This window comes from Serratia sp. 25CWL12, assembly GCF_055790885.1.
Map to the genome: position 1 here is coordinate 2,844,395 of NZ_CM147698.1, position 14,475 is coordinate 2,858,869.

13 protein-coding genes are annotated in these 14,475 nt (G+C 51.3%); 1 reads left to right on the forward strand and 12 read right to left on the reverse strand.

What is annotated here, in order from left to right; all coding sequences use genetic code 11:
- Positions 1-7: 7 nt before the first annotated feature.
- From odhB to sdhC, 6 genes are all read right to left on the reverse strand, one after another.
- Positions 8-1,225 (reverse strand): 2-oxoglutarate dehydrogenase complex dihydrolipoyllysine-residue succinyltransferase, encoded by a 1,218-nt coding sequence (gene odhB, locus ACX9GV_RS12200; RefSeq protein ID WP_023489827.1) that lies wholly within the window; start codon positions 1,223-1,225, stop codon positions 8-10.
- Positions 1,226-1,243: 18 nt separating this feature from the next.
- Entirely contained in the window at positions 1,244-4,051 is a 2,808-nt protein-coding gene (gene sucA, locus ACX9GV_RS12205) for a 2-oxoglutarate dehydrogenase E1 component (RefSeq protein WP_473195702.1), read from the reverse strand.
- A gap of 413 nt (positions 4,052-4,464) precedes the next feature.
- Complete coding sequence (locus tag ACX9GV_RS12210) at positions 4,465-5,181, reverse strand: succinate dehydrogenase iron-sulfur subunit (RefSeq protein WP_023489829.1); 717 nt, start codon at positions 5,179-5,181, stop codon at positions 4,465-4,467.
- Between the two features lie 16 nt (positions 5,182-5,197).
- Complete coding sequence (gene sdhA, locus ACX9GV_RS12215) at positions 5,198-6,964, reverse strand: succinate dehydrogenase flavoprotein subunit (protein ID WP_473195703.1); 1,767 nt, start codon at positions 6,962-6,964, stop codon at positions 5,198-5,200.
- Positions 6,965-7,312, reverse strand: coding sequence for a succinate dehydrogenase membrane anchor subunit (gene sdhD, locus ACX9GV_RS12220; RefSeq protein ID WP_023489831.1), 348 nt, complete (start codon positions 7,310-7,312; stop codon positions 6,965-6,967).
- Positions 7,306-7,695, reverse strand: coding sequence for a succinate dehydrogenase cytochrome b556 subunit (sdhC, locus tag ACX9GV_RS12225; protein ID WP_473195704.1), 390 nt, complete (start codon positions 7,693-7,695; stop codon positions 7,306-7,308). Before sdhC ends, sdhD begins: the two co-directional genes overlap by 7 nt.
- Before the next feature lie 605 nt (positions 7,696-8,300).
- Here sdhC and ACX9GV_RS12230 point away from each other — a divergent pair.
- The gene (locus ACX9GV_RS12230) at positions 8,301-9,587 is read left to right on the forward strand and encodes a citrate synthase (protein WP_023490662.1); all 1,287 of its coding nucleotides are present in this window, start codon (positions 8,301-8,303) and stop codon (positions 9,585-9,587) included.
- Between the two features lie 83 nt (positions 9,588-9,670).
- Here ACX9GV_RS12230 and pcp read toward each other — a convergent pair whose 3' ends face one another.
- The 6 genes from pcp to pxpB form a co-directional block, all read right to left on the reverse strand.
- Entirely contained in the window at positions 9,671-10,315 is a 645-nt protein-coding gene (gene pcp / locus ACX9GV_RS12235; RefSeq protein ID WP_023490661.1) for a pyroglutamyl-peptidase I, read from the reverse strand.
- Positions 10,316-10,327: 12 nt separating this feature from the next.
- Positions 10,328-11,335, reverse strand: a complete 1,008-nt coding sequence (locus tag ACX9GV_RS12240) for a DUF979 domain-containing protein (protein WP_473195705.1) — start codon at positions 11,333-11,335, stop codon at positions 10,328-10,330.
- The gene (locus ACX9GV_RS12245; RefSeq protein ID WP_023490659.1) at positions 11,332-12,063 is read right to left on the reverse strand and encodes a DUF969 domain-containing protein; all 732 of its coding nucleotides are present in this window, start codon (positions 12,061-12,063) and stop codon (positions 11,332-11,334) included. Before ACX9GV_RS12245 ends, ACX9GV_RS12240 begins: the two co-directional genes overlap by 4 nt.
- Positions 12,064-12,152: 89 nt before the next feature.
- Positions 12,153-12,890 carry a 5-oxoprolinase subunit PxpA gene (pxpA, locus tag ACX9GV_RS12250; protein ID WP_473195706.1) on the reverse strand — a complete coding sequence of 246 codons (738 nt, stop codon included), beginning with the start codon at positions 12,888-12,890 and terminating at the stop codon, positions 12,153-12,155.
- Positions 12,868-13,812 (reverse strand): 5-oxoprolinase subunit PxpC, encoded by a 945-nt coding sequence (gene pxpC / locus ACX9GV_RS12255; protein ID WP_473195707.1) that lies wholly within the window; start codon positions 13,810-13,812, stop codon positions 12,868-12,870. Before pxpC ends, pxpA begins: the two co-directional genes overlap by 23 nt.
- Positions 13,806-14,462, reverse strand: a complete 657-nt coding sequence (gene pxpB / locus ACX9GV_RS12260) for a 5-oxoprolinase subunit PxpB (protein WP_023490656.1) — start codon at positions 14,460-14,462, stop codon at positions 13,806-13,808. Before pxpB ends, pxpC begins: the two co-directional genes overlap by 7 nt.
- Between the last annotated feature and the right edge of the window lie 13 nt (positions 14,463-14,475).

Genomic DNA, 14,475 nt, shown 5'->3' on the forward strand with positions numbered 1-14,475 from the left:
CGAGGGATTAAACGTCCAGCAACAGACGGGCCGGATCTTCCAACATCTCTTTTACCGCCACCAGGAAGCCCACAGACTCTCTTCCATCAATCAGGCGATGGTCATAAGAAAGCGCCAGATACATCATCGGTAGGATCACGACCTGACCATTAACCGCCATTGGACGATCTTTGATGGCATGCATCCCTAGAATGGCACTTTGTGGTGGGTTGATGATCGGAGTGGACATCAATGAACCGAATACCCCGCCATTGGTAATAGTGAAATTACCTCCGGTGAGCTCTTCCACTGTCAACTTGCCATCACGGCCTTTAATCGCCAGTTCTTTAATTTTCTTCTCGATGTCCGCCATGCTCAGCGTATCGACATCACGCAGCACAGGGGTAACCAAACCACGAGGTGTCGATACCGCGATACTGACATCAAAGTAGTTGTGATAAATCACATCACTACCATCAATTGAAGCGTTGACTTCCGGGAAGCGTTTCAACGCTTCAACCACCGCTTTAATGTAGAAGGACATGAAACCCAGACGAACCCCATGACGTTTTTCAAAGGCTTCACCGTACTGGGTACGCAGATCCATAATCGGCTGCATGTTGATTTCGTTAAAGGTAGTCAGCATTGCGGTGCTGTTCTTCGCCTCCAGCAAACGTTCTGCTACACGTTTACGCAGGCGAGTCATTGGTACACGCTTTTCACTGCGCCCAGTCAGCACAGGTTGCGGAGCTACCACTGGAGCAACAGGCTCTGCCGCACTTTTTTGCTGAGTTGCCAGGTGAGCTTCCACATCTTCACGGGTGATTCGCCCCCCAACCCCACTGCCTTTAATCGCGGCTGCGTCAAGGTCATTGGCCGCAATCAGGCGGCGAATCGCCGGGCTCAGTGCCTCATTGCTCTCGTCATTCAGGCTGGCAGTGGCGCGTTGCGCCGGGGTAGGTTGCACGCTCTGACTCTTCTCTTCAGTCGGCATACCGGAACTATCACCCAAACGGATACGGCCAAGAATCTGGCGTGAGGTCACTGTCGCCCCTTCATCCTCCAGTAATACATCAAGGATGCCCGCTTCACTGGCAGGAACTTCCAACACCACTTTGTCTGTTTCGATTTCAACCAACACATCATCACGGTTGACTTTATCACCTGGTTTTTTATGCCAAGTGGCCACCGTGGCATCGGCAACCGATTCAGGCAGGTCAGGAACCAGAATATCTACGCTACTCATTAGCTTTCCTTTAATTTTTTAATCAATATTCAGCGCGTCATTCACCAGCGCCTGTTGCTGCTGCTGGTGTACGGACAAGTAACCTACGGCCGGAGAAGCAGAGGCTGGGCGTCCGGCATAACGTAACGAAGCCCCGGACGGAATCACGTCACGGAAGTTATGCTGGCTGCAATACCATGCCCCTTGATTCAATGGCTCCTCTTGGCACCAGACAAAATCATGCACATGAGCATATTGCTTCAACACCGCTTGCACAGCTTGGTGCGGGAACGGGTACAACTGCTCAATACGCACAATCGCAACATCTTTCTGGTCATTCTTGCGGCGTTGTTCCAGTAGATCGTAATAAACCTTACCCGAACAGAGCACCACACGTTTAACGGCTTTCGGTGCCAGTTCGTCGACTTCGCCAATCGCCAACTGGAAAGACCCATTTGCCAGTTCATCCAGAGAGGAAATGGCTAATGGATGGCGCAATAGAGACTTCGGTGACATGACCACCAATGGGCGGCGCATACTGCGCAGCGCCTGACGGCGTAACATATGGTAAACCTGTGCTGGCGTAGACGGAATGCAGACCTGCATATTCTGTTCTGCACAGAGTTGCAGGTAACGTTCCAGACGAGCTGACGAGTGTTCCGGCCCCTGCCCCTCATACCCATGAGGCAACAACATCACAAGACCACACATACGGCCCCACTTCTGCTCACCCGAACTAATGAACTGGTCGATCACTACCTGAGCACCATTGGCAAAGTCACCAAATTGCGCCTCCCAGATAGCCAGCGTACGGGGCTCAGCGGTGGCATAACCATATTCAAATGCTAAAACAGCCTCTTCAGACAGAACGGAGTCCCAGACATTGAACACCCCCTGTCCGCTGTGAATATTAGCCAACGGTATATAAACAGAGCCATTTTTCTGGTTATGGACCACAGCATGACGGTGGAAGAAAGTTCCACGACCGGCATCCTCACCGGAAATACGGATCGGAGTACCCTCATCCAGCAGCGTTGCATAAGCCAGGGTTTCTGCCGCTCCCCAGTCAAATGGTTTATTGCCCGCAGCCATCTCGGCACGATCACCGTAGATTTTTGCCACCCGTGACTGCATTTCGATCGCTTCAGGTACTGTGCTGATACGCTGTGCCAGTTCCTGCAGACGTTTCATCTCGACCTTGCTAGGATAATCAGCATCCCATTCATGGTTCAGGTAGGGCGACCAGGTGAAAGAGTGCAGATTCATCGGACGCCACTCTTCAACCACACAGTCACCACGATCAAGTGCATCACGGTATAGGTTGACCATTTCCGTGGCATCTTCCAGGCTGGCAATGTTCTCTTCCGCCAGAACATCGGCGTAGATTTTACGTGGTGTTGGGTGTTTCTTGATCTTTTGATACATCACTGGCTGGGTAGCACTTGGCTCATCCGCTTCGTTATGCCCATGACGGCGATAACAGACCAGATCGATCATAACGTCACGCTTGAAGGTATTACGGAAATCCAACGCCAAACGGGTCACAAAGGCGACTGCCTCTGGATCATCAGCATTCACATGGAATATCGGCGCCTGCACCATTTTGGCGATATCGGTACAGTATTGTGTCGAACGGGCATCTAGCGGGTTCGAGGTAGTAAAACCAATCTGATTGTTGATCACGATACGCACAGTGCCGCCGACTTCATAGCCACGAGCCTGCGACATATTCAGGGTTTCCTGCACTACCCCTTGGCCGATGATAGCCGCGTCACCATGGATGGAGATTGGCAACACCATATTGCTGCGTGCCTCATCTAAACGATCACGACGCGCACGTACCGAGCCCATAATCACCGGGCTGACAATTTCCAGATGCGATGGGTTAAACGCCAACGCCAGGTGAACCATCCCCCCCTCGGTTTCGACATCAGAGGAGAAGCCTTGGTGATATTTAACATCACCGGTGCCTAAGTGTTCATTATGCTTACCAGCAAACTCATCGAATAAGTCCGCTGGTTTTTTGCCCAACACGTTAATCAGCACGTTCAAACGGCCGCGGTGTGCCATCCCCAGTACCACTTCTCGGGTACCATTTTTGCCGGCATGACGTATCATTTCTTTCAACATCGGTACCAGCGCATCACCCCCTTCCAGCGAAAAACGTTTGGCCCCTGGGAATTTTGCCCCCAGGTAACGCTCCATCCCTTCAGCGGCAGTGAGTTCACTCAGGAAACGACGCTTTTCATCTGCGGTAAAGCTCGCCAGCCCTGCCACAGATTCAATGCGTTGCTGAATCCAGCGTTTCTCTTCGGTATTGGTGATATGCATGTATTCAGCACCGATGGAACCACAATAGGTCTGTTTCAGTGCTGCATACAAATCACTTAATTTCATGGTTTCTTTGCCAATAGCAAAAGAACCCACATTGAACGTTTCCTGAAAATCGGCCTCGGTCAAATTGTGATACGCTGGCTCGAGATCCAGCACCCGCTCCTGTTTCCACAAGTCAAGTGGATCAAGGTTTGCGTGCTGATGCCCACGGAAACGGAAGGCGTTAATCAGTTGCAAAACCTTAACTTGTTTAGCATCTGTTTCCGGGTCATTGATTGATGAGTTATAACGTGCGGGTTCTTTCGCCAGGCGGCGGAAATAATCTCGCGTTTGGGAGTGGAGCTGGTCGGGTTTGACACCCGCGGTGGGTAGCTGTTGAAAAATGGACCGCCAGCTATCTTCAACGGAACTCGGATCGGTCAAAAAGTCTTCATAGAGCTGTTCTATGTACGACTGGTTCGCGCCCGCTAGATAGGAGGAATCCAGCCAGGCCTTCATTGCGCCGTTCTGCATTATGATCCCTTAAGCTTTTAAAGCTTCAGTTTTCGCCGTGGTTAACATAATTACCGTACTAATACGGTTCGTCATAAAAACGGTTCACTCGACGTGCTTGTACCCTGGATTTTCTTACTCACAACCCTGAAACACCACCCCTTGTGGAGCAACTGGCTACGACCGGAAATTCATCGGGTAAAAACGTATAAACACTCACTGCACGTTCTGTTTTGGACCTTACGGCCCAGCAAGGAACCTCTAAAAACTGGCGGAAAACGTCGGTTGCCGATCGCCAGCCCCTAAGTCAGCTTTTAGAGATCCCCTTCCTTGGAATGTAAACCGGAAATAAGCTCGGCGTTACATCTATTTCCATCGCCATTCAAGCTGGCAGGGGGTAAAGCCCCTGCCGCTGGAATCAGCTTAGGCCTCTGTTATGCACCACGCTGCAGTAACATCGACTTGATATGACCAATTGCACGCGTCGGATTCAAGCCCTTAGGACAAACACTGACACAGTTCATAATACTGTGACAACGGAAAACACTGAAAGCATCATCCAAAGAATCCAATCTTGCTGCCGTTTCTGTATCGCGGCTGTCAATCAGGAAGCGATAGGCTGCTAACAGACCGGCAGGGCCGATAAATTTATCCGGATTCCACCAGAACGACGGGCAAGACGTTGAACAACAAGCGCAGAGAATACACTCGTACAAGCCATCCAATTTTGCCCGATTTTCCGGTGACTGCAAATGCTCGCGAGCGGGTGGATTCGTACCATCATTCAGTAAAAACGGCTTAATTTTTTCATACTGAGTATAAAACTGCCCCATATCAACCACCAAGTCACGTACAACGGGTAACCCAGGTAGTGGACGGATCACTATCTTATTGTTGCCTTTACGCAACGATGAGATCGGCGTGATACAGGCCAAGCCATTCTTGCCATTCATATTGACGCCATCTGAGCCACAAACCCCTTCACGGCAAGAGCGGCGAAACGACAAGGTCGGATCTGTTTCTTTCAGTTGGATCAACGCATCCAGCAACATCATATCGCGCCCCTCTTCCGCTTCGAGGGTGTAATCCTGCATATGCGGGGCGTTATCAACATCCGGATTATAGCGATAGATAGAGAACTCGAGTTTCATCAGTCTGGCTCCGCAATTAGTAAGAACGCACTTTCGGCGGGAATGCTGCACGCAGTTTCGGCTGCATGTTCACTTCACGGCGCGTCATGCTTTCAGAGTGCGGCAGATAGAGCGAATGACACAACCAGTTGTTATCGTCCCGATCCGGGAAGTCAAAGCGGCTATGCGCACCACGGCTCTCAGTACGGAAATTGGCTGAAACCGCAGTAGAATAAGCCGTCTCCATCAGGTTATCCAACTCCAGGCACTCAATACGCTGGGTATTGAATTCGCTAGATGTATCATCCAACCGGGCATTCTTCAGGCGTTCACGTAGCACATTCAACTCTGCCAACCCTTTCGCCATAGCATCACCTTCACGGAACACCGAGAAATTATTCTGCATACAGGATTGCAACGCTTTACGGATTTCAACCGGATCTTCACCAGATTGGGTATTGTTCCAACGGTTCAAACGCTCTAGCGAGGCTTCAACATCGGATTCACTGGCATCGCGGCTTTCGCCCTGCTCAGCCAAGGACTCTTGCAGATGCATACCCGCAGCACGGCCAAACACCACCAGGTCCAGTAATGAGTTGCCACCGAGGCGGTTGGCACCGTGTACTGAGACACAGGCAATTTCACCCACAGCGAACAAACCAGGCACCACGACATCTTCACCATTTTCATTGACTGTTAACGCTTGGCCAGTAACTTTGGTTGGAATGCCGCCCATCATATAGTGGCAAGTTGGGATCACTGGGATAGGTTCTTTCACTGGATCGACATGGGCGAACGTACGAGAAAGCTCTAAAATGCCCGGCAGACGTGATTCCAGAACCTCTTTGCCCAGGTGGTCCAACTTCAACTTGGCATGTGGCCCCCACGGACCATCACAACCGCGCCCTTCCCGGATTTCGATCATAATCGAACGGGCTACTACGTCGCGTCCTGCCAAGTCTTTGGCGTTGGGCGCATAGCGTTCCATAAAACGCTCACCGTGTTTGTTCAGCAGGTAGCCACCCTCACCACGGCATCCTTCGGTAACCAGCACACCCGCCCCGGCAATACCTGTTGGGTGGAACTGCCACATTTCCATATCCTGCACCGGTACACCGGCACGCAGTGCCATACCAACACCATCACCGGTGTTAATGTGAGCGTTGGTGGTGGATTGATAGATACGCCCGGCACCGCCCGTCGCCAAGATAGTTGCTTTGGCTTTGAAGTACACTACTTCACCGGTTTCGATACAGATAGCGGTGGTACCTACCACGGCACCATCCTGATTTTTAACCAGGTCCAGAGCGTACCATTCAGAGAAAATAGTGGTGTGGTTTTTCAGATTTTGTTGGTACAGCGTATGCAGCAACGCATGACCGGTACGGTCTGCGGCGGCGGCGGTACGAGCAGCCTGCTCACCGCCAAAATTCAATGACTGCCCGCCAAATGGACGCTGATAAATACGGCCATCATCCAGACGTGAGAATGGCAACCCCATATGTTCCAGCTCCAGAATCGCTTCTGGACCGGTTTTACACATATACTCGATGGCGTCCTGATCACCAATATAATCAGAACCTTTCACCGTATCGTACATGTGCCATTCCCAGTTATCTTCATGGTTGTTACCCAAGGCTACGGTAATACCACCTTGAGCCGATACCGTGTGGGAACGGGTCGGAAATACCTTTGAAAGCAGAGCACAGGTTGAGCCTGCTTGGGAAATCTGCAATGCCGCGCGCATACCTGCACCACCGGCACCAATAACAACAGCGTCAAACTCTCTGACTGGCAGTTTCATTTAAGCTCCCCACACGACGATGGTTCCGTACAGTAAATAAACCAGCAAAACCACAACAATAGCCAGTTGCAGTACCAGGCGTAACGCCAACGGCTTGATATAATCAGTCAGCACCTGCCACATTCCCACCCAGGCATGTACCAGAACCGACAATAATGTCAGCACGGTGAACACTTTGGTGATGGAACTGGCAAAGAAACCGCGCCAGACTTCATAGGTTATCGCTGGGGCGGTGATAAAAAAGCCCAGGATATAGAGAACATACAGGGTAATGACAATGGCAGAAGCACGCAGTAATAACCAGTCGTGTACGCCGTTACGCCCTAATGCAGAAACATTGTTTACCATAGGAGGACTCCAGCCAGAATTGACAGCACAACCGTCAACACGAACGCCACTTGGGCTGAACGTATACCGGTGGCTAAATTCTCTTCGATACAGCCAAAATCCATTAACAAGTGACGAATGCCACCGCAAATGTGATAGGCCAATGCAGTGAGGATCCCCCAGAAGATGAATTTCACGAAGAAGCTATTCATAATGGCAGCCGCTTGCAGGAATCCCTCTTGAGAACAGAGTGAAATGCCCAGCAGCCAGAGGAGAATACCTACGGCAACGAAAGTAATTACGCCAGAGACTCGGTGTAAGATGGACGCTATCGCAGTTACAGGAAACTGAATCGTTTGCAGATCAAGATTGACAGGTCTTTGTTTTTTCACATTTAGGCCCACACAGCTCTCATTATCTTCCTTCCTCCGGGCCTGGACAAGGTTCAGACAGCATCAAGGGTAACAAGCCCCTATACGTCAAATGGTTAAGCATCACTATCCTTTATGCTCAAACCATACGTACTTATACCCACCACATTGATACCTAGCTGCAACTTTAAATACGGGGTATATAACGCTGGGTGCTCCTACTTCAGGGTAACCCGGAGACCTGGCGGCAGTATAGGAGGTTCACATTCCCATTACAATTCCAATACAATAGCTTTAGTAACATTTCCCTCGAACAGTGATTCAGCTCACGATTATCACATTCTGTACAAAATTAATTATCTGATTTGACAATGAATCAACATCTAAATTACAAATAGTGTAAAAATCGAACCTACGATGACTGAGAGAACCTGCAGAGACGCTTTCCTTGATGCATAAGATATGCAACAGTGAATCATCATGCTGCGCATCGGGCGACGACTCGGTGCTCTACCTGCACATTTGCGTAGTGGCTCACAGAGTTAGCATTGTCAGCACTTTATTGTGAGCTACTGGCAGAGATTTAAGGTATTTCAGTAATTAATGGTTTTTAAATTAAAGCGCTAAGGAGACGGTAAATGACTGATAAGAAAGCGACGCTTAACATCAATAATGGCAAAGATCCGATCGAACTGGGTATACTCACCCCCACGCTGGGCCCCGATGTTCTTGACGTTCGCACGCTGGGCTCTAAAGGTTATTTCACCTTTGATCCCGGTTTTACCTCTACCGCTTCTTGTGAATCGAAAATAACCTTTATCGATGGCGATAAGGGCATTTTGCTGCACCGTGGCTTCCCGATTGAACAGTTGGCAAAAGAGTCCACCTATCTGGAAGTGTGCTATATCCTGCTTTATGGTGAAGCACCAACCGCAGAACAACTCGAAACCTTCATCACCACGGTAACTCGCCACACCATGATCCACGATCAGATCACTCATCTGTTCAGAGGGTTCCGCCGTGACTCACACCCAATGGCGGTGCTCTGTGGGGTAACCGGGGCATTAGCCGCGTTCTATCACGATGCGCTGGATGTTAACAACGAACGCCATCGTGAAATCACCGCATTCCGCTTACTATCAAAAATGCCAACCGTGGCGGCGATGTGTTACAAGTATTCTATCGGGCAACCCTTTGTTTACCCACGTAACGATCTCTCTTATTCCGCCAATTTCCTGCGTATGATGTTTGCTACCCCTTGTGAGGATTATGTGGTGAACCCGGTGCTGGAACGTGCCATGGACCGCATTCTTATCCTGCATGCTGACCACGAGCAAAACGCCTCCACCTCAACGGTGCGTACGGCAGGTTCCTCGGGCGCTAACCCGTTTGCCTGTATCGCGGCAGGTATTGCTTCCCTATGGGGACCGGCTCACGGTGGTGCTAACGAAGCGGCACTGAAAATGCTGGAAGAGATCAAAACCGTTGAGCATATTCCGGAGTTTATCAAGCGTGCCAAAGATAAAAACGACTCTTTCCGTCTGATGGGCTTTGGCCACCGGGTGTACAAAAATTACGATCCGCGTGCCACCGTAATGCGTGAAACCTGCCATGAAGTGTTAAAAGAGTTGAACAGGAAAGATGACAATCTGCTAGAAGTGGCAATGGAGCTGGAGCATATCGCGCTGAACGACCCCTACTTTATTGAGAAGAAACTCTACCCGAATGTTGATTTCTACTCAGGGATTATCTTGAAAGCGATGGGGATCCCTTCCTCAATGTTTACCGTTATCTTCGCTATTGCCCGGACCATCGGCTGGATCGCTCACTGGAACGAAATGCACGACGAAGGCATTAAGATCGCCCGTCCGCGCCAGTTGTATACCGGTTATACCGAACGGCAGTTTAAGCCTCAGGTAAAATAAAAAGCCATGAAAATGAGCCTCAGCAATGAGGCTCATTATTTATTGCTTATGGGTAAACCAACATCACAAGTGTATCAATAACCTCAATGTATTGTGCCGCCAGCCACTTTCAAATCCTGCTCCACGCGCAGCGTCAGGGAAATAGCCAATTTCAGTGCGGCCAAGACCGTTTCAGCGGCCATACTCGGTTGCCCTGGGTGATGTGCGGCTTGTTCTGGCAGGTAAGGGATATGAATAAACCCGCCCTTGATTTGCGGTTGGCTGCTTAAACGATGTAACAGGCCATACATCACATGATTACAAACATAAGTACCCGCAGTTTGTGATACCGAAGCAGGAATACCGGCCTGCCGCAACGCATTGACTATCGCCTTGATCGGCAAAGTACTGAAATAGGCCGCCGGGCCATGTTCAACAATCGCCTGGTCAATCGGCTGCTGACCCTGATTATCGGCAATGCGCGCGTCATCAACGTTGATCGCCACCCGCTCAACGCTAATATCGCTGCGCCCTCCGGCCTGACCAATTGCTAATACGCGTTGAGGCTGCAGTTCATCAATGGCCGCATTCAGCACTGTTAACGCCTCACCAAATACACAAGGTAATTGGCGTGCAATAATCTGTGCCCCGGCTATTTGCAATCCATCAAGCTGCTTGACCACTTCCCAGGACGGATTCACCTGCTCGCCACCGAAGGGTTCAAAACCTGTAATCAATACTTTTTGCATACCTTGATTCTCCTACAGGAACATCAGGAAATAGAGCAGGAATACGTTAACCAGCAGCAACGCCAGCCCGGTGGGGACCTGCGCCTTGATCACCGCATTCTTATCCGGTAATTCCAGTAACGCGGCGGGAACAATGTTAAAGTTGGCTGCCATAGGCGTCATCAAGGTGCCGCAATAACCAGAGAACATCCCAATTGCCGCCATCACCGCCGGATCCCCGCCATGTTGCAGTACCAAAATTGGAATACCAATCCCTGCGGTAACAATGGGGAAAGCCGCAAAGGCGTTACCCATCACCATGGTCAGCAGTGCCATGCCAATGGCGTACACTGCCACCGCGACAAAACGGTTATCCACCACCAGATATTCTTGGGTCAGATGGGAAATGGCGGTGCCGACCCCGGCGGTGGTAAATAACAAACCAAGCGTCGCCAAGATCTGCGGTAAAATAAAGGCCCAACCAATGGAGTCCAGCAGACGACGCGCTTCCTGCACCGGTTGCAATACCTTCTCGTGGGTCATTTTCACCGCAATAATCAGCCCCAACAGGCAGCCAACGGCCATCGAAAACAAGGTAATCAAGGTAGAATGATTACCACTGCCAAATAACGCATTTTGCAATGCCGGAATATTGCTAAACAGCAATACGCCAATCACAGTGCCCACAGGGATCACCAGGGCCGGAATAAACAGCCGATTCCCCAAGCGCTGGGCACTGGCTTCACGTTCCTGCTGGCTACGCTGATGATAACTGCCGAGGCGCACGCCACCAAAACCGGCGATCAAGGCCATCAGCACCACCAGCCCACCCACCACCATATGCAGTTGGCGTTTGGCTTCAGCACCACTACCAAATAGCCCGTAGGTCCAGTCACCCACCAGAAAGATCAGCCCGTATAACCCCCAGAATAGCCCGGTGGTAATGCGACGAGGATTGGCCCTGTCACGCCATGACATGACTGCGACGGCCAACAACACCACGCCGGCCAGCCAGTAAAGATATTGTTGCTGGAAAGTCATTGTTTACCTCCCTTCGCCTGCATGGCTGCCTGGTTAAGTTTGTTCAGTTCAGCGGTTAACTGCTTGTCCATGCGGTGCAAACGGAAGGCGTGGATCAGGAAAGCAAAAATAGCCGTTGGGATCCCCCACAGCGCAATATGCAACGGTTCGGTCTGAATCCCCGCCGATTCCTGCATAAAGTTATGCATAAAGATAATTGCACCGAAAGCGACAAAAATATCTTCGCCAAAAAATAGCCCCACGTTATCCGTTGCGGCAGACATAGCACGTAACCGATAGCGTACAGAGTCAGGCAGGTCGCCGTAACGGTTTTCCGTCGCCCCTTCAGCCATCGGTGCCAACAAGGGACGCACCATCTGGGGGTGCCCCCCTAGGCTGGTCAACCCCATTGCTGCCGTCACTTCACGGGCAAACAGGTAAACAATCAGCAAACGCCCGGCGGTGGCACTCTTGATTTTGGCAATCCACGCCTGAGCATGCTCCTTCAAGCCATGGCGCTCTAGCAAGCCAATGACCGCCAACGGTAACAGCAGGATCAGGGGTAAATTGCGTGTATTAAGAAAGCCTTCGCCAAGCTTTTCCAAAATGGTTGCCAACGGCATCATTGCCGCCAGCCCGGTGATAATACCGGCGACAATCACCACCAATACTGGGTTAAAACGCAAAAAAAATCCTACCACAATGACGGCAATACCGATCAGTGGCCAGAGATTGACAACTTGTTGCATAGCAAAGTCCCCCTTTTCCCTTCAGCCTTCCAAGCGATAGCTCAAAAATGCGTCGGGGTAATATGTGATTAGCTAAATAGTGGTTATTTTTATTGCGCGCTAACACTTATCTGATGCGCAGCAAAAAGCTCACGCAGTTTATGCGCGTAAACCAGTGCATGTTCACCATCACCGTGCAGACAAACGGTTTCCGCCTGAACCTCAACCCAACTGCCTTGCGCGGTACGCACCCGCTGATGGCGCACCATCTCCAGCGTTTGTGCCAACGCCTGTTGTTCATCAGTAATCAATGCGCCGGGTTGCCCACGCGGCACCAGCGTGCCATCAGCCTGATAACCGCGATCAGCAAATACCTCTTGGCGCGTTACCAACCCCAGTTTTTTACCCGCCCGGATCAACTCGCTGCCCGCTAACCCCACCAGGCACAATTTGGGGTCCACCGCTAATACAGCGCGGGTAATCGCGTCAGCCAATGCAGGCTCTATAGCCGCCTGGTTATATAACATGCCATGCGGTTTTACATGAACCATGCGCCCGCCCTCCGTATGAGCAATCGCCGCCAGCGCTCCCAACTGATACACCACCTGGGCGTAAACGGTTTCTGCTGGTAACTGCATCGGCGTGCGGCCAAAGTTTTCCCGGTCAGGAAAACTGGGATGAGCGCCAATAGCAACACCATACTGCAATGCCCAACGCACCGACTGACGCATGGTTTGCGCATCACCAGCATGAAAACCACAGGCGATATTCGCGGAACTCACCAACTGCAGTAATGCCTGATCATGAGCGCCGCCCTCCCCCAAATCAGCATTTAAGTCGATGTTCATTTAACCCCCAGGCAATTTGTTGAACATAGTGATCTTGCTCGGCTTTGGCTTGTTGTGCTGCGGCCAGCGTACAAGGTGTAAAGTGGATCACATCCCCCAAACGGGTTTGCGCTAAATGGTAGAGATCGGCCTCAATCACGCAGGCAATACGCGGGTATCCCCCGGTGGTTTGAGCATCCGCCATCAACACGATGGGCTGACCACTGTGCGGAACCTGAATCACCCCCGGTAATAAACCATGGGACAGCATTTCACGCTCGGTGGTCCGCGTTAGGGCATTACCACCATGAAGGCGATAGCCCATTCGGTTACTTTGCGGGCTGAGTTGCCATGGGGTACGCCAAAAATCCTCTTGTGCCGCAGGGCTAAACTCATCATATTCCGGGCCCGGTATAGCGCGAACCCGGTTACTGAACAGTAATTGTTTCACGCCAACGCTACGGGTGGGGGCCGCTTGAGGTTGGCCTAAAGGTAAGATATCGCCATCTTTCAACTGGCGCCCTTGCCAACCACCAAAACCGGCAGTGAGATCCGTGCTGCGCGACCCCAACATACCAGGGACATCAATGCCGCCAGAAATAGCCAGATAACTACGCATGCCATATTTAGGCGTTTTCAACGTCAGCCGTTGACCCTTTTTCACCGGATAACACCAGCCGGTCCATAACGATTTACCGTCCAGGTGAGCATCACAACCCGCCCCGGTCAACGCTATCCAGCCATCACGGGTCAATTCAGCGCTGAACTGCCCTAAGGTAATTTCCAGCCCAGCGGTTTCCGGCGCATTCCCCACCAACAGATTGGCAATTTTCAGCGCGGGTATATCAAGCGCGCCCCCTTGGCTGATGCCTAACCGACGGAAACCATTACGCCCTAAATCCTGCACGGTGGTGTAGATACCGGCTCGCGAGATCTTCAACATACCCCCTCCTTCTGCGGTACAAAACGCACATTATCACCAGGGCGCAATAGCGTCGGCGGCATTTCATGGGGATTAAACAGTGCCAGTGGCGTGCGGCCAATCAATTGCCATCCCCCAGGGGTCACAAGGGGATAGATGCCGGTTTGCCCGCCACCAATACCCACTGACCCAGCAGCCACCGACAAACGAGGAACCGCCCGGCGCGGTGTTGCCAACCGTTCTGGCATCCCCCCCAGATAAGTAAAACCGGGTTGGAACCCGAGAAAATAGACCACATAAGTCACCGATGAGTGGCATTCCACCACCTGGCGCATAGTCAGGCCAGTATGCTGTGCCACCTCTGCCAGATCCGGACCATACTCACCACCATAAACCACCGGAATATCCACCTCACGGGACTCTGGTACCAGACACTCCTTCTCTTCCCACCCCTGACGTAATAACGCCAGCATCGCTTCGGCATCGGCCTGTGGTGTATACAGTAACAACATCAGGTTATTCATCCCCGGGACTACTTCCCGAACATCCTGATGGTGGTTTAGTTTTTCTGCCAATGCCCAGATACGCTGCTGGCTCTGCAGCGTCACCGGGGGGGCCAATTCAAGCACTACAGCGCGTTCCCCTAGCAGGTAATATCGTGCTCGTTGCACCTTAATCTCCTTA